The sequence below is a fragment of the Vibrio rotiferianus genome (genome assembly GCF_002214395.1).
Classification (GTDB): Bacteria; Pseudomonadota; Gammaproteobacteria; order Enterobacterales; family Vibrionaceae; genus Vibrio; species Vibrio rotiferianus.
Window position 1 is genome coordinate 544491 of record NZ_CP018311.1, and the last position, 16019, is coordinate 560509.

At 44.2% G+C, this 16019-nt stretch carries 16 protein-coding genes; 8 read left to right on the forward strand and 8 right to left on the reverse strand.

Going from position 1 to position 16019, the window contains the following annotated elements; translation table 11 throughout:
- Positions 1-53 precede the first annotated feature (53 nt).
- Positions 54-1103: a S1 family peptidase gene (locus BSZ04_RS02610; protein WP_088879428.1), complete on the forward strand. Its 1050-nt coding sequence runs from the start codon at positions 54-56 to the stop codon at positions 1101-1103.
- A 121-nt stretch (positions 1104-1224) separates the two neighbouring features.
- Complete coding sequence (locus BSZ04_RS02615; RefSeq protein ID WP_088879429.1) at positions 1225-3423, forward strand: EAL domain-containing protein; 2199 nt, start codon at positions 1225-1227, stop codon at positions 3421-3423.
- Positions 3424-3454: 31 nt separating this feature from the next.
- Here the strand turns inward: BSZ04_RS02615 and fliJ are convergent, their stop codons facing one another.
- From fliJ to BSZ04_RS02655, 8 genes are read right to left on the reverse strand one after another with little or no spacing between them, the layout of a single operon-like run.
- A complete protein-coding gene (gene fliJ / locus BSZ04_RS02620) occupies positions 3455-3895 on the reverse strand; it encodes a flagellar export protein FliJ (RefSeq protein ID WP_010450924.1) in 441 nt (146 codons plus the stop codon).
- 10 nt (positions 3896-3905) lie between these two features.
- Positions 3906-5240 carry a flagellar protein export ATPase FliI gene (gene fliI / locus BSZ04_RS02625; RefSeq protein WP_374982173.1) on the reverse strand — a complete coding sequence of 445 codons (1335 nt, stop codon included), beginning with the start codon at positions 5238-5240 and terminating at the stop codon, positions 3906-3908.
- 4 nt (positions 5241-5244) lie between these two features.
- Positions 5245-5973: a flagellar assembly protein FliH gene (gene fliH, locus BSZ04_RS02630; protein WP_088880223.1), complete on the reverse strand. Its 729-nt coding sequence runs from the start codon at positions 5971-5973 to the stop codon at positions 5245-5247.
- A 40-nt stretch (positions 5974-6013) separates the two neighbouring features.
- Positions 6014-7033: a flagellar motor switch protein FliG gene (locus BSZ04_RS02635; protein WP_045390968.1), complete on the reverse strand. Its 1020-nt coding sequence runs from the start codon at positions 7031-7033 to the stop codon at positions 6014-6016.
- Positions 6996-8756 carry a flagellar basal-body MS-ring/collar protein FliF gene (gene fliF / locus BSZ04_RS02640; protein ID WP_088879430.1) on the reverse strand — a complete coding sequence of 587 codons (1761 nt, stop codon included), beginning with the start codon at positions 8754-8756 and terminating at the stop codon, positions 6996-6998. Before fliF ends, BSZ04_RS02635 begins: the two co-directional genes overlap by 38 nt.
- Before the next feature lie 3 nt (positions 8757-8759).
- Positions 8760-9119: a flagellar hook-basal body complex protein FliE gene (gene fliE / locus BSZ04_RS02645; protein WP_010450913.1), complete on the reverse strand. Its 360-nt coding sequence runs from the start codon at positions 9117-9119 to the stop codon at positions 8760-8762.
- Positions 9120-9131: 12 nt separating this feature from the next.
- Positions 9132-10463, reverse strand: coding sequence for a sigma-54 dependent transcriptional regulator (locus tag BSZ04_RS02650; protein WP_162531045.1), 1332 nt, complete (start codon positions 10461-10463; stop codon positions 9132-9134).
- Complete coding sequence (locus tag BSZ04_RS02655; RefSeq protein ID WP_231896288.1) at positions 10463-11389, reverse strand: MotY family protein; 927 nt, start codon at positions 11387-11389, stop codon at positions 10463-10465. Before BSZ04_RS02655 ends, BSZ04_RS02650 begins: the two co-directional genes overlap by 1 nt.
- Before the next feature lie 491 nt (positions 11390-11880).
- Between BSZ04_RS02655 and BSZ04_RS02660 the strand changes: the two genes are divergently transcribed.
- From BSZ04_RS02660 to flhB, 6 genes are all read left to right on the forward strand, one after another.
- The gene (locus BSZ04_RS02660; RefSeq protein ID WP_088879433.1) at positions 11881-12678 is read left to right on the forward strand and encodes a FliM/FliN family flagellar motor switch protein; all 798 of its coding nucleotides are present in this window, start codon (positions 11881-11883) and stop codon (positions 12676-12678) included.
- Entirely contained in the window at positions 12678-13046 is a 369-nt protein-coding gene (gene fliN / locus BSZ04_RS02665) for a flagellar motor switch protein FliN (RefSeq protein ID WP_038883746.1), read from the forward strand. The genes BSZ04_RS02660 and fliN overlap by 1 nt, the downstream gene beginning before the upstream one ends.
- A 78-nt stretch (positions 13047-13124) precedes the next feature.
- The gene (gene fliP, locus BSZ04_RS02670) at positions 13125-13826 is read left to right on the forward strand and encodes a flagellar type III secretion system pore protein FliP (protein WP_086026586.1); all 702 of its coding nucleotides are present in this window, start codon (positions 13125-13127) and stop codon (positions 13824-13826) included.
- 16 nt (positions 13827-13842) lie between these two features.
- Positions 13843-14112: a flagellar biosynthesis protein FliQ gene (gene fliQ / locus BSZ04_RS02675; protein ID WP_010450901.1), complete on the forward strand. Its 270-nt coding sequence runs from the start codon at positions 13843-13845 to the stop codon at positions 14110-14112.
- Entirely contained in the window at positions 14112-14888 is a 777-nt protein-coding gene (gene fliR / locus BSZ04_RS02680) for a flagellar biosynthetic protein FliR (protein WP_088879435.1), read from the forward strand. The genes fliQ and fliR overlap by 1 nt, the downstream gene beginning before the upstream one ends.
- Complete coding sequence (gene flhB, locus BSZ04_RS02685; protein WP_088879436.1) at positions 14885-16012, forward strand: flagellar biosynthesis protein FlhB; 1128 nt, start codon at positions 14885-14887, stop codon at positions 16010-16012. Before fliR ends, flhB begins: the two co-directional genes overlap by 4 nt.
- The last annotated feature ends 7 nt before the right edge of the window (positions 16013-16019 follow it).

Genomic DNA, 16019 nt, shown 5'->3' on the forward strand with positions numbered 1-16019 from the left:
AACTTAGCATCACTGCATATACTAATTAATGAAGATAACAACAGGGGGCATGCATGAAGTTATCACCAGTTATCGTTGCAAATATCTCTTTACTGCTCGGGCTACAAGTCTTTGCCTCCGAGGTAACAGTCAAAACAGCAAACAACCAGCCAGGGCTTTCAACAGCCGTGATCAATGGAGAGAGGATCACTCCGAATCAAGCCCCTTTCTTCGCTCGACTCATACTTCACAGACAAGGTTCAAATACTTTTGCTGACGTTTGCGGTGGTACCATCGTTAATGACCAATACATCATGACTGCGGCGCATTGCGTTGGCGGAGATGTCTTTTCTAACGGCTGGTCAGAAGATGACCTACGAGTCTTAGTCAAAAACCCCTCAGGCTCAGATGTGTATGTCCAAGAGTTCAAAGATGTAAAAACAATAACGCAGCACCCAGACTACAATGAATCCGATTTATGGATTAATGATATTGCCATTCTCGAACTCAGTTACCCTATTACTGATAATGTCCAATCGATTACCTTGCCACAAGACTTCGGCGATTACAGCGCACAAAGCGTTTACCAAATCTTCGGCCTTGGTCAAACATCATCAAATGATACGTCTGGCGCAGATTACTTACTCACAGCCGATGTTCGCCCATTGACAGACAGCCAGTGCGCAAGCCTTGTATCAGGATACCATAGCCAAGAAACCCTTTGCGCTAACGGCTTTCCAAACAAACCCTACACCGGTATTTGCCGTGGCGACTCTGGAGGGCCTCTGACTTACCTAGATAACGATGGAAGCTATCAGCAAATTGGCATTGTTAGTTATGGTTCTTCTGTATGTGAATCTCCATCCATCCCGAGTGTGTTTACCGAGGTGTTAAACTATACAACTTGGATTGAACGACTTACTAGTAGTGGAACAAAAACTGTCTATGATGCTTCAAAGGCTGCCTCTGAGGATTACTACAGCGAAGGTGACTCAGGATTTGAACCGCAAGATACAGTCGTGACAGAAACAGATTCAGGAGGTGGCAGTGGTGGCGGTCTCTCCCCATTTTTGTTTATTTTCCTACTCCCTTTCAGCTACCTACGCGGACGTTACGCAGCCTGATTTAATGTTGTTACTTTCCACAGGAAACGTGAAGTAAACAACCGTATCCTGTGGATTTTCCATTATTTGGAAATCACAAAACTTGTTATGATGCGTAGTAAATCGTTTGCAGAGTAATGAGATGAGCATCAATACTTCAAAATACGGAGTATTTTCCTACGTTATATTATCGCTTTCTATTGTGTCGATGATATTCGTCAGCTATGGGCTATCTTCTCTTTTCGTTTTAGAACAAGACAATTTCCAAATCATCTCTATCGTGGGCGCTACGGCGTTAGTTAGCTTTCTTCGCTATAGAACAAAAGCGATACCCAGCGTCGTGCTTGGGTTGTTCTTTTATTACTGGCTAACGGGGAGAGGAGTTCAATTCAGTGCAACTTATAGCCTGCTCCTTCCCATTGTTCCATTTCTAACCGCATGGTTGTTTCATACCTATAATGATAGAGCACTAGATAAACCCGCTTCCACTAGGCTAAGCGTGTTTTTCTTAACGGCCGGATGTTTTTACCCACTGGCTAATACAATGATGATGTTGATAGTTAGTGGTGTAATAGGAAGCAATTATTTTGACACCCACTTCCTCGTCTATGCAACATTAGGTGGATACCTGACACAGTTACTTGTCACGCCAACCCTATACGTTGCAACGTGTTTGCTAACCGGTACTGATCAACAACGCTTTATTGCCCTAGACCGAAGCTTACGTCACTCCAGAAACACGGATAAGCGCTATCTTTTTTGGCTATTTGGCAGTATCGGTTTGCTGAGTTTAGCAGCGTATGCACCGAGCTCCTTCCTACTCAATACGGTGAGTTTTTGCTTAATTCTTATTGTAATCTCCGGTTTATCTCGCCATGGCATTATTCAGCCATTAGTAATTGGCTCATTTGCAACATTACTCATCATCTACGATGCCATACATGCATTCAACGCCGCCCCGCATAACCAAGAAAAGTTGCTGGGATTAATGATCATTGTTTCCGTACTCGTTACCCTAGCCTACCTGCTCGCTGGCTATTCCATCAAATACTATGAGATGTCTCAAAAGCAGATTCAAGCCGAGCGGATAGACCCCTATACTGAGTTATACAATATTGCTCAGCTAAAAGAAGACGTATTTACCCAGTCACAATCTGTCTTGATCTACTTAGATCTAACTTCAACTCTTTCAATGCTGACAGGGTTAGGGCATGAAGGAAAATCTCAACTTATTAAGCAACTTAGTGATTATTTAAGTTCAAGAAATGAAGGGATTAACCGCTGCTATCGCCCCCCTTTTTCAACGGGAGTCATTAGTTTTACTGAAATGTCTGAGGGCATACATGGTGAACTCTATGAAGTTTCTCGGCATCTGGCAAAATTCCAGTTTTATTGGCAAGGGACATCAGTATCTTTAGTTAATCCTGTCTTGCACTGCGCTCGTATCTATCCAACGATGGACATAGAAAAAGTTGCCTCGGTACTTTGCGACCAAAGAGCGGGATACGATGAAACCATACATTGGGTCAAACTAAACTCTGCGCATTCAGATCGAGTAGACAAACTGAACTACATCCAACAAATATTCAAAAATGATCAGTTCGAACTCTACTGTCAGCCATATAAGACTCTGTCACCTACAGCCAATACACCAACTAGCTTTGAGGTTTTATTGAGAGTAATAAACTCGGATGGTTCAATACTTGCTCCTGCCGATTTTTTTCCTTTGATTAACCAATTTGGCTTGGAAACTCAACTCGATAGATGGGTAATTGACCATACGTTTCTAATGCTTGATGCTCACGTAGAAGATTGGACCCAAATCGATTACTGCTCAATCAACTTAACCGCTAAAACACTTGGTGTACCAAACTTAGCCGAGCAAATAATCTCCAAGGCAGCGCAGTTGAAGATTCCTTTAGAGAAAGTTTGTTTCGAAATCATCGAATCATCAGCATTAAGCAATGAGCAACAAGCAATAGAAACACTAACGAAACTGCGAGAGGCGGGCTGCAAAGTTGCCATCGATGACTTCGGTACTGGATATGCAAGTTTTGAGTATTTAAGAAGACTGCCACTTGATGTACTAAAAATAGACGGAGCATTTGTTAAAAACCTACCTTACAACGAAACCGATCGATTGATCGTAAGCTCGATTTGCACTGTAGCGCGCGAGATGAAACTTCAGACAGTTGCAGAATTTGTCGAAAGTGAAGCCCACATTCAGATCTTATCTGAATTAGGAATCAACTATGCACAAGGTTATGGTGTTGCGAAGCCAATGCCATTGGTTGCTTGTTTAAAAGGTATGGCAAAAAAGGGAGTAAAGACCGTGGCGTAAAGACTCTTTCGTATGGCTCGCTCTCACTAAACTAAAGTACCTTTCTCTTCAATCGTGAGTTAATAATATCCTCTATGAGCTTTTGTTCTTTCTTCGCTTTCTCATAGTTTTGTTTGGCTCGCCAGCGTTCCAGTACTTTCTCTAGCCCCTGAACGCGAGCGTGTTTGTGTTCCAATTGCTTTTGAACTGAGGTGCAACGGGCTTGCATTACTGCTTGCTCATGCTCGTGATGCTGCAACATTTTTTGCAGCATCTGATCAACTCGATTTAAGTTCATTAGCGTCGCACTGTTCAATGTTGGCGCCATCAATGCCGATTGTCCCGCGTGATTTTTTAGCGCAGAAAGCTGCTGCAGTTGTGTTTGCAAATGAACATGCTGCTGACGCATCTGGTCAAGTTGCTGCCCAACGCGATCACGCTGCTTTTCTTCCATCAGTTGTAGTTTACCGACCGCTTTTAATTTTGCTTCCACAACTTAGCCCTCATTGTACCTGGAACAATTGAGCAAGCTCGGTCAAGCTCGTTGGGTAATCAACGGATTCAGTGGCTGACTGTTGTAAATAACTTCTCAATTGAGGATAAATCGCCACCGAGCGATCGAGCTCTGGATCTTGACCTGGCTGGTAACCACCTAAAGGCAGCAGTTCTTTGACTTGAAGGTAACTCGAGTAAAGTTGCCTAAACTGATTGGCAATTGTGCTATGAGCCTCTTGCGTACACGCAGTCATGCATCGACTAATTGATGCGTTGATATCAATCGCTGGATAGTGTCCTTGCTCGGCTAATTGACGTGACAACACCACATGACCATCAAGGATGGCTCGAGCAGAATCGACCACGGGATCCTGTTGATCATCGCCTTCCGCCAATACCGTATAAATAGCCGTCAAACTACCGTGTGGGTTTTCACTGTTACCTGCTCTTTCAAGTAGTTGCGGGAGTACACTAAAAACAGAAGGTGGATAGCCACGTGAAGCTGGTGGTTCCCCCAAAGACAGGGCAATCTCACGTTGTGCCATGGCGTAGCGAGTCAAAGAATCCATTAACAACAGAACATCTTTACCTTGGTCACGAAAGTACTCTGCCACACGATGACACAGTAAGGTCGCTCTTAATCTCATCAAAGGTGACTCATCGGCTGGTGCGGCAATAATGATGGCTTTCTGACGAGCTTCAGGCGTTAAGTTTCGTTCGACAAACTCTCTCACTTCTCGGCCACGCTCACCAATCAAGCCAACAACAATGACATCAGCTTCTGTATTTTGGGTAATCATTCCCATTAAAACACTTTTGCCGACGCCACTTCCCGCCATTAAGCCAATACGTTGCCCCTTCCCAACAGTAAGCAAACCATTTATCGCCCTCACTCCAACATTTAGTGGTGTATCAACTGGACGGCGTTTCAGTGGGTTAATCTGCTTTGGTTCGAGAGAGACTCGCTCTCCTCCTTTCAGCACTGGACCATCATCCAGCGCTTCACCAAGGCCGTTAACCACTCTACCTAGCCAGTTACTGCTTAACTGTACGGTACTATCACCATCAAGCGGGATAACTTTTGCGCCTGCAAACAGACCACCTAAACGGCGAATCGGCATTAAATACGCAACGGTATGATCAAACCCGACAACTTGGGCTTCAATCATATCGCCTTCATCCGTCTCGACGAGGCAACGCTGCTCCAATTTGAATCGGCACCCTACGGCTTGCAGCATTAAACCATTCACTTTGACCAGTCGCCCAGTCACTCTCGCAACAGGGATAGAATCGAGTGACGCGATCGCATCACTCATTCGTTCGCTTAATAGGCCTCGTGGCATTGCATTACTCATCAATACCTTCAACTTGAGGCAGTGCCACCTCTTCTAAAAGGTGTTGCTTTACGTTGTCCATACAAGCTTCTAACCGAGAGTCACAACTTGCATCTGCCTCTGCATCATCAGTAACTAAATGGCATCCACCGGTCTGCAATTCTGGGTTTGCGACAAGTTTCCAGCTCGCTGGTAAGTCAGCATTTATTTGAGTAATTCGTTCAAGATCTTGTGGGTTCAGGTGAACCGTCACTGTCTCATGCTTACCTGGCATAGCTCCTAGGGTTTCGTCGACCAGAGCTAGAATTTGCTGTGGCATCAACGTCAATTCTGCACGAATAACTTGCTGAGCTACTTTTTGTACCAATTCACAAATCACATGACGCTGCTGCTGCTCTTTTTCTGCTTGCCAACGTGCCAATGCTTGGTATAGCTCATTGACTGGCTTTGCGGCTTCACTGAACATTTGCTTACCAGATTGCTCCCCTGATACAAACCCTTTCTGAAAGCCCTCTTTTTGCCCTTCAAGTACACCTTGTTGCTGGCCTTGTTCCACACCTTGGCGAAAACCTTCTTCATGGCCTTGTTGTAAGCCTTGTTGAAAACCAGCCTCTAAACGCTGTTGAAGATCGACTTGGGTGTCTTGCCACTCATTGTCTAATCCCAAGTTTTCATCAATAAGATTAGGTTGAGCCAATGGTGGAAAGCGATGAACGCGATACGCAGAAGATGGTAAACGCATTTTTTTAGAAACGAGTACGTTGTTAAAATCAGCCATAGCTTTACTCCACTGTAGGCTCTTCGTACAAGATCAAATCAATCTCACCAGCCTCGCTCAGTTCACGGACCAATTCCATAATGTCTTGGCGAGCGCGCTCAACACTACTCAAGCCTACAGCACCACGTACCTGCATATCATCTTCTAATGCCTTAACCATGCGCTGAGGCATAGAACGCTTGATAGCTTGTTGTAAGGTAATTTCTGCACCTTTCAATGCAACAGCCCACAGTTCCATTGGCACCTGTTGTACCAGAAGGTCCATGGTTTCTTCTTTCTGACGCCCCAGCACCATGAAGTCGAACATATTTTGCTCAATCTCTCGAACAACTTCTTCATCATGAAGCTTCAGCATTTCCATCAACGAAGCACGATCTCCTTCGAAGCGGTTAATGATATCGGCAACCTGCTTCACACCCGACATTGGCGCGCTCTGACTGGTCGATACCTGCTCGATACAGCGCTCGATAAGGTCATTAAGATCGGCCGCTACCTGATGGTCGATATCCTGTAATCGAGCAATGCGAAAGAGCAGCTCATCATGATAATCTTCCGGTAGATGTTTCAACACTGCAGAAGAACTGTCTGCGGGTAAGTAAGCAAGAAAAATAGCCTGCATCTGCGGGTGCTCATTGGTAATAAAACGAGCTAAAATTTCTGCATCTACCCATTGCAAACGTTGCATGTTGTTTCGAATCTCATCGCCATATAGGTTATTCAGCAGCCCTTTCGCTAGGTCATTACCAAGTGCTTTACGCAACGTGTTCGAAAGATATTCTTTAGAAGCACCACGAATACCACTATGCTCGCGAAAATCTTCAAAGAAATGCTGGATAATTCCGTGTGCAGAATCACTCTTAATGCCGCTTAACCGAGCCATTGCTCTGGTCACTCGTTGGGTTTCATCACGACTGAAGTGCTGCAATACTTTAGCTGCAGCGTCCTCACCCATACCTAACAAGACAAGAGCCGTCTGCTCTACATGACTAAGCGTCTGCTTTTGCTTCGACTGTGCTGTGTTCATTCACGTTTACCCATTGTTTTAGTACTTCCGCTACACGTTCTGGCTCTTCATTTGCGATGAGCTGTAGATGTTTCAATTGAATTTCAAGCGGCGAACCCGGAGGCGGTAACATATCGCTGTTCACGTCTAAGCCAGACGACACCGCGATACCTTTTTCTGACAAACGTCGGTTGAGTGTTTCTTCACGTTCACGCTCTTCTCGAGTTTGAACATTGTCATAAACCGGCTCTTCTTGTGGCTCCGCAAAATCAAGCTCTTGATCTCTTCTATCGACACCCGTTAGATGCATAATCAGAGGACGCAGCACGAAGAAAATCATCGCCATACCCAGCATGCCACCAATAACATAGCGGATCGGCTGCTGGACTGTCGGATCTTGCCACCACGGTAGTGCCAACGGCGCATCAATATCGATTGGGGTAAAGTTAAAGCTCATTAGGCTTAAGCTGTCCCCTCTATTTTCTGTAATACCGACAGCATCCATAACCATGGTCGTGATTTGTGCTTTCTCTGCGTCTGTCCAAGCAGTGCCATTTGGAGCTGCTTGAGAGTTTAGAAGAACAGAGACACTCAATTTCTCAATTTGACCTTGTTGGTACTGAGTACGACGCACGCTACTGCCCACCGCGTATTGGCGGTTGATCTCGGAGCGAGCATTGGTATTTTGGCTATCTTCTGTATTTGGCTTATCACCTGTCACTGGAGGTTGGTTACTCAGAGACCCAGGAACACCTAGCGCAATCTGATCAATGGAATTATTTTGAATCGTATGTTCATTGCGTACAACTGGCGTGCTATCCAATATCTCTTGAGTTTCCTCTACCTGGCTGAAGTTCATATCAGCGGCAACTTGAACTCGGAAGTTACTTGGCCCGACTATCGGTGTAAGCATGTCAGACGCTCGTTGAATGATTTGCTTCTCGACGTTCTTTTGGTATTCCAAGTACTTTGCATTAACTTTACCCGCCTCTAGCGAAGCTACATCAGCACTTAGTAATCGTCCGTATTGGTCAATAACAGAAACAAACTCAGGCTTCATCGCCGTCACACTACCTACGATCAAGTTGATAATGGCTTCAACTTGCTCAGGTTTTAAATCCTCACCAGGTTTCAGTTCTAACATCACGGATGCTGACGGGTTCTCAGTATTCTGACGTACAAATAGTGTCTGACGAGGAATCGCCAAATGCACACGAGCATTTGATACTGCATTCAGTGACATGATAGTGCGTACTAACTCACCCTCCAATCCATGTCGGTAGCGCGCCGTTTCCATGAACTGGCTAGTGCCTAAAGAGCTGTCTTCTTTCAGAGAGTCCAAACCTGTCGGAAGTTTAGCTTTTACTCCCTTTGCCGCGAGCAACATTCGGATGCGGGCAACATCACCTTCAGGCACGAGTACTTGCCCATTTTGCTCTTGCATACGGTAGCTGATCCCTTCCGTTTCCAACACAGAAATAATCTCACCGATATCAAAACGCTCTTGCTGACTGTAGAGAGGTCTAAAGCTCTGTGAAGAACTCCAGAGTGCAACAACAATAATGGCAGCCACGATTGCGGCCAATACCGCAGAAAGCACCAAATTACGTTGGCTACTAGACCACAGTTTTTTGAGTTTAAAAGAGATGTCATCCATCCCTTTTATAGTGCTAGTTTGAGGGGTTGTACTCACAGAAGGTTGAATGGTGGCGTTGCCTGCCACTTGAGTCGATAGTTCAGACATTCTCTACACCGGCATCTTCATAATATCTTCAAATGACATAACTACTTTGTTACGTACTTGCATTAACGCATTGAACGACAGACTGGCTTTTTGACTTGCAATCATCGCCCCAGTCAAATCATCACTTTGCCCTGTTTCAACTGCTGTCATTTTCTGACTCGCAACGGACTGATGTTGATTCACCGTATCGAGAACACTTGTCATTGCTTGAGAAAAAGACATAGGTGCATTCAATTCTTTAACGTCAAGTGGATTCGCGCTGACAACAAATTCAGGTGACTGAACTTGAGTGCGCATGACTTCCATCTTAGAGAGCATGAGTTGCTCCGCTGATACCGCATTGTTTAGTGGTTGACTAGCCATCATCTCTCTCCTTTAGGCTGCTGAGCCAAGTGCCGACTGTAAATCGATTCCGTGCTCACGCATTGCCGCAAGCTTGTACCTTAATGCACGAGTCGAAACTCCTAACGCATCTGCTGTTTTTGTTCGATTGCCGCCGAACTGACGTAACTTATCTAGGATGAATTGAAACTCTGCTTGCTTCTTCGCCTCAACATGGCCAAAGCTAGATGTCGGTTCTACAGGCTGGGCTGAAGTCACTAACTCAATCGGTAACATTAGATCCTGAGCCGTAATGTAGTCACCGTGACGCATAACCAACGCTCGTTGAATGACATTTTCTAGTTCACGAATATTTCCTGGCCAGTGATATTGGCTTAAGGCAGTCACAGCATCGTGAGACAAATAGCATTGGCTTTTATCTTGATACTTTTCGATGAAGAAGTGACTGATAGGCAATATATCTTCTTTGCGCTCTCTCAGTGGTGGCCAATGAAGTGGGAGTACATCTAATCGATAGTAAAGATCTTCACGGAAAGTACCTTTTTGTACTTCTTCTCGCAGATCTTTGTTCGTTGCAGCAATGACGCGGATATCTAGCTGAACCGCTTTATGACTACCAACTCTCTCGACCTCACGCTCTTGAAGCACGCGCAATAGCTTCGCTTGTACAGCAGGAGACATTTCTCCTATCTCATCAAGAAGGATAGTACCGCCATTGGCCTCTTCAAATTTACCACTTTGTGAAGCACTCGCTCCGGTAAACGCTCCCTTCACATGACCAAAAAGCACCGCTTCCAACATAGATTCAGGGATTGCTGCGCAGTTAACTGCGACAAAAGGCCCATCAGCACATGAACTGTGCTCATGAACATAACGGGCAAGCACTTCTTTACCAGTTCCAGATTCCCCGGTAATCAATACACTTGCTGTTGTACACGCCGCTCGATGAGCCAACTGAAGTACCTGCTTACTGCGCCAAGACTCCGCAACAATGTTCGCAAGTGGCTTTTCAAGAGCCTCAACACGAGTAAGTAAACTCAAAAGTTGGTTACTTTCAAACGGGCGCAACAAATAATCTGTCGCCCCGGCTTTCATTGTCTCTGCTGCAAGAATGCCTTGCTCTTGATCGACAATCGCAATCACAACGCCAGAATTGCGCTGCTTTTGATGGCAAGCGACAAATTCACGGACACACATATCCGGAAGATTTGAGCTCACTAAGGTGATTTTTGCTCTTTCTTCCAATAATGCACTTCGTCCTGTACGAGCATGACGAATGAAATAACCCGCCTTCTGCAAGACATGCAAAACTGGTTGAGCAATAACATCATTCGGCTCAACCAACAGAACTTCCATTTTCGCCATCATTGCACTATTACCTTATTCTTGTTGATCTCAGTGTTACGTGAATTACGTGGGACAATTTCTTCGTTATCGCGAACCAATCGCAATGTAACGCGGCGATTCTTATCTCGACCATCAGCAGTACTGTTGCTAGCAACTGGGTATCGGGCTCCGTGTGCTCTTACTTCAATCAGGCCTTTATCAATACCTAGGTCCGCAAGCATATCTGCGACTTTTTCCGCTCTCTTTCGTGATACAGATAGGTTGGCAACCGAGGAACCAACATTATCGGTATAGCCATCAACTAATATCCTAGTGATACGAGCATCTTTAATGATGTAACTCTTCAATGCTCTAAGTTGGTATGCTTGAGCGTCTGTTAGGGACAATTGGCCAAAAGCAAACGGCAATACAACATCTCGAGCCTGCGCAAAGGTCATTTTGGGCAACTCTGACCGACATGCATCAAGGGAGTCTAAGGATGCCTTCATTTGTATTGTCGGAATCGTTAGTTCTAAGGAACCATTACTTCCACTTAGTGACAACGTAACCCATCGACCTTGATGCACACTTTCTAAAAGCTCTGATACACCATGCTGAAAGACTAAGCTCTTCTGATCGTTTGCTACTTCAAGCGTATCAATGACAATAGATTCACGCCCCTTCTGCCATGGCGCAGTAACACTCTGAAGTGCAGCTCTATTCCAGCTGTCATCATAACTACTTAATTCTGCGACAAAAGAAACATTATCATTTGGCAATAGGCGGAAATAAAACTTCCCCTGCGGAACTGTTGAATGAATTAACTTGCATTCAAACTTACCTTCTTTAAATGACCAACTAGATAAATCCATTGGAACATTAATATATTCTGAGGCATTCAGGTGAGGTACAGAAAATAAGCCGAGAATCAAAAACATAGAAAATCTGCGACGAAAACGTTTCACATTACTATATTCTTGACATTTCCATGACCGAACAAATTTAATTAGATATGCCGTACCATTAAAACATTTGGCATATGAAACCATATAAAAACCCTACTTTGAAACAACATCACTCACTACAAATCGTGCGTTATTTAAGCAAAAAAAGCCTGTCGATCAACGATTTTAAACCAACAAAACAACAAGTTAGACTTACTAGCCACATAACTTCCTGAGCAGCTCTTTATAAGTAATAGAGAGCATAAAAAACGAGCTTAGCCCGCTTAGTTCTAATATTTATTATTATTAACTTATTTATAAATCAAAGTACCTGTTTTCAGGTTTTATTTGAAGATAGCTTTGTCAACTCCATGTCAACATATGAACCGAAATCACATTATTAAAATGCCGTGCTAATAAATAATAAATAACCGTGTGTAGACTGTCGCTGCAACTGGTGATTAATACCAATTGTTAATGCAAGGTAAAATATATAAAGAAGCAGAGTTTAAATGGCTAATTCAGACGTGCAGATTTTAAATGTAGAATTGTTAGGAAAACCTATTCATATCATACGTGAAAAGTTGTTTGCCCTAATTTCAGAGTCTTGTAATGGCTTAACTAACGAGCTGCAAAACTGGCTTAAAACCAACAAAGTCGAAGCGAAGATTCATTCTGTCGAGTTGCATTCATTTTCGCCATCGGAAATGGAAGCGAACACGACATCGACGCTAAGGCACCAAAGCGGTGGCCTTATATACATACACACTGAGACAGAAACTCTGATTAAACTTGCTGATCGATTTTATGGTGCAACTGTTGAACGTTCTACAACGTCTTTAACCAGTAGTGATATCCGAATTCAAGAAAAAATCAGTAAACTGATGGGGAACTGGTTAGCACCTTCAGAAATGTGGCAAACCGAACGCTTTGAGCCTACCAGCGGCGTGGGCCTGCATGTGCAGTTAACCATCACGTTCAAAAACCATGCTGGCTCCATCCACATGAAGTTGGACGGTCAACTAGTACAGACCCTAATTGACGAGCTAGAGCTTCAGTCAAAGTCCGATCTAAACGAACCGTTTAAGCAGGCGTTAACCTCCACCCCTGTTCGTTTGAATGCTGTACTGGCCAAAAAGACGATGTCACTGAGCGATGTTGTACAACTGCAGCCGGAAGACATTCTTCCAATTGAGTTGTTTGCCAATGTCCCTTTAAGCATCGGTAACCAAACACTTTTCTCAGGTCGCGTGGCAGAAAACGACGGCCAACTCGTATTGATTTTTAACCAAAATAAGGAATCGCACTAATGAGCGAATCTTTTGAAAACACTGCTTTCGACAGTGATGATATTAACTTTGACGACTTCCAACTTGAAGATTTGGACACCGAGGTATCCACAGATGCACCGGTTTTCGCTGAGCGAGATCTGAGTTTCTTCAAGAACATTCCTGTGACAGTAACTCTAGAAGTCGCAAGTAAAGAGATTGCTCTGGGAGATTTGATGAAAGCGGGCGAAGGTACGGTATTAGAGTTAGATAAGCTCAATGGCGAACCGCTAGACGTGAAAGTCAATGGCGCATTGATGGGTCATGCTGAAGTTGTTGTTATCAATGAAAAATACGGTTTAAGACTTATCGACGTTCTTGATTCTGCCTTATCTGGTGTCGGTCGATAAACAGTGGTACCTAAAAGCATGTGCATTTTTAAAAAGCCTTCACTCTTAGCCGCATTTATCGCACTGTGCACGTTGGGGATGATGTCATTCCCAACATTTGCAACAGAGAGTGGTCTCACGTTTTTGTCAGTGACAGATGGTCAGACACAGCAAGAATACAGCGTTAAACTTCAAATTCTGTTGTTAATGACGGCGTTAAGCTTTTTGCCTGCTTTTATTTTAATGGCAACCAGTTTTACTCGGATTATCGTTGTTTTGGCGATACTAAGACAAGCACTAGGCTTACAACAAAGTCCTCCTAACCGCGTTCTCGTCGGTATCGCACTTTCGCTGACTATTTTGATAATGAGACCAGTATGGTCTGACATCTACGACAATGCTTTTCAGCCATACGATAATGGTGAAATAACCCTGATTCAGGCATTCTCTGTTGCTGAAAAGCCCGTTAGGAACTTCATGCTAGCTCAGACCCATCAAAGTGCTTTGGAGCAAATGCTGCGAATCGCTAATGAGCCTATCGATCAAAATATCGAGGAAATTTCCTTCGCAGTGGTACTCCCAGCCTTTGTGATAAGTGAGCTAAAAACGGCATTTCAAATTGGCTTTATGCTATTTATTCCATTTCTCATTATTGACTTGGTCGTTGCCAGTGTTTTGATGGCAATGGGCATGATGATGCTATCACCGCTGATCGTTTCTTTACCATTCAAGTTAATGGTCTTCGTTTTGGTTGATGGTTGGGCCATGACGGTAGGCACCTTGTCTGCCAGCTTTGGATAACAAGGAGAAATGAATCATGACTCCTGAAATGACGGTCACTTTGTTTTCTGACGCGGTATGGCTCATTATCTTAATGGTGGCCGTTTTAGTCGTACCAGGACTTGTAGTCGGTCTCGGAATAGCAGTATTTCAAGCAGCAACTCAGATCAATGAGCAAACCTTAAGCTTTCTTCCCAAACTATTGGTCACCCTACTTATGGTCATTTTTGCTGGCCATTGGATGTTACGTAAAATCATGGAACTGTTTGATTATCTGTTCCATAACATTCCAGGAATGATTGGCTAATGGCCATTACGTTTGCCGAGCTTTCCGTCATACTTGGTCAACTTTGGTGGCCATTTTTTCGTATTGGCGCCGTCTTCATTTCCATGCCGTTTTTCGGGGATGCACTTATCCCTGTTTGGGTCAGGAGCCTACTCGCACTTTCAATTGTCGTCATCACGGCACCATTGATGCCCGCAATGCCTGAAGTTGAGCTATTTTCTCTCACCTCTCTGTTCCTTGCATTCGAACAGGCAATTTGGGGCATAATGTTCGGCTTAATTCTACATATGCTTTTTACCATTTTTACCATGCTAGGTCAGATCGTCTCATTGCAAATGGGTCTTGGTATGGCGATGATGAATGACCCGGTCAATGGCCTCTCCGTTGCAATCTTAGGTCGTGTCTTCTTACTGTTTTCAACCTTATTGTTTTTGGCTTTAGAAGGGCACTTACTCATCATTGATATTTTGATTCAGAGCTTTGTAATATGGCCCGTAGGGTCGGGGATCTCTTTGCTCTCTATACAAGGGGTCGTAAATGTATTTGGCTGGATGTTTACATCTGCTCTCGCTCTCGCCCTACCCGCGATCGTTTCTATGCTGCTCGCCAACATCAGTTTTGGTGTAATGAACCGAGCAGCGCCTTCACTGAACGTATACGCACTCGGTTTTCCGATGACCATGATGCTTGGTCTATTTAGTGTTCTGCTTTCAATTTCAGGCGTGCCTAGTCGGTATACCGCTCTAGTACACGATACTTTGCGTTATTTAAACAGCTTCATGATGGGGGGCACATGAGCGATCAATCGTCACAAGACAAAACCGAAAAAGCCTCCCCGCAGAAAGTTAAGAAAGCGAGACAAGAGGGGCAGATCCCAAGAGCAAAAGAGTTTACGACCGCAGTTATTTTTTTGGCTGTCGCTCTCTATTTCTACTCTCAGCTCTCCAATATTTGGCAGAGTATGACGGGTGTCTTCCGTTACAATATGGCATTGACCAAAGACGATCTCGCATCACCGAATCAAATGGTGGAACAAATCGGGCAAAGCCTAGCGATGATCATCGAAATGCTAGTACCTATGTTTGCTGTCATCATCATCGTTACCGTCGCCAGTACACTTGTGCTAGGTGGTTGGATGTTTCGTCCAGCAAACATCTTGCCCAAGTTAAGTAAGCTGAATCCTCTTTCAGGTATAAAGCGCATGTTTTCGACTCGATCTCTAGTCGAGTTAATTAAGTCAACGCTCAAAGTCACTGTAATTTTTGCCGTCCTTTACGGCTATCTAGACAACCACCTTCAGCCATTGCTAGGGATGCAAAGTCTGCCTCTAAATCAAGGGGTAACGATGATCATGTCTATTTTGTTTGAAGGATTACTCCTGATGGGCTTTGCACTTCTCATTTTTGGTGTCATCGATATTCCTTACCAACGATGGGAGCACTTAAAAGAGCTCAAAATGACAAAGCAAGAGCTTAAAGAAGAATTCAAAAATAATGAGGGGCGACCTGAAGTTAAACAACGTATTCGCCAGATTCAACAACAATTCGCCCGACGTAAAATTGATAAGATGGTGCCAACTGCGGACGTTGTGATCACCAACCCAACCCACTACGCGGTGGCGTTAAAGTACGATATGAGCCTCTCAGAAGCCCCATTTGTAGTAGCTAAAGGCGTCGATGAAACAGCAATGCACATTCAAAGAATAGCAAGAGAAAACCAAGTCGAAATTATTAACTCACCACCTCTGACGCGTTCAATCTATTACACCACTGCTATTGAACAAGCGATTCCAAGCCAGCTCTACATTGCAGTGGCGCATATTCTGACTTACGTATTGCAACTGAAGGCTTTTCGTAAAGGCTCGGGCAAAAAGCCACACCCATTGCCTATTTTTTCTATTCCTAAACATTTGCAGCACTGATTAACCA

Coding starts and splice junctions, on each gene's coding strand:
- flhB (WP_088879436.1), top strand. CDS start 14,885: ATGAGCGATCAATCGTCACAAGACAAAACCGAAAAAGCCTCCCCGCAG.
- fliI (WP_374982173.1), bottom strand. CDS start 5,240: ATGCCACGAGGCCTATTAAGCGAACGAATGAGTGATGCGATCGCGTCA.
- fliE (WP_010450913.1), bottom strand. CDS start 9,119: ATGGCTAGTCAACCACTAAACAATGCGGTATCAGCGGAGCAACTCATG.
- fliP (WP_086026586.1), top strand. CDS start 13,125: ATGATGTCATTCCCAACATTTGCAACAGAGAGTGGTCTCACGTTTTTG.
- BSZ04_RS02635 (WP_045390968.1), bottom strand. CDS start 7,033: ATGAACACAGCACAGTCGAAGCAAAAGCAGACGCTTAGTCATGTAGAG.
- fliN (WP_038883746.1), top strand. CDS start 12,678: ATGAGCGAATCTTTTGAAAACACTGCTTTCGACAGTGATGATATTAAC.
- fliH (WP_088880223.1), bottom strand. CDS start 5,973: ATGCGTTTACCATCTTCTGCGTATCGCGTTCATCGCTTTCCACCATTG.
- BSZ04_RS02650 (WP_162531045.1), bottom strand. CDS start 10,463: ATGGCGAAAATGGAAGTTCTGTTGGTTGAGCCGAATGATGTTATTGCT.
- fliQ (WP_010450901.1), top strand. CDS start 13,843: ATGACTCCTGAAATGACGGTCACTTTGTTTTCTGACGCGGTATGGCTC.
- BSZ04_RS02615 (WP_088879429.1), top strand. CDS start 1,225: ATGAGCATCAATACTTCAAAATACGGAGTATTTTCCTACGTTATATTA.
- fliF (WP_088879430.1), bottom strand. CDS start 8,756: ATGTCTGAACTATCGACTCAAGTGGCAGGCAACGCCACCATTCAACCT.
- BSZ04_RS02610 (WP_088879428.1), top strand. CDS start 54: ATGAAGTTATCACCAGTTATCGTTGCAAATATCTCTTTACTGCTCGGG.
- fliR (WP_088879435.1), top strand. CDS start 14,112: ATGGCCATTACGTTTGCCGAGCTTTCCGTCATACTTGGTCAACTTTGG.
- BSZ04_RS02660 (WP_088879433.1), top strand. CDS start 11,881: ATGGCTAATTCAGACGTGCAGATTTTAAATGTAGAATTGTTAGGAAAA.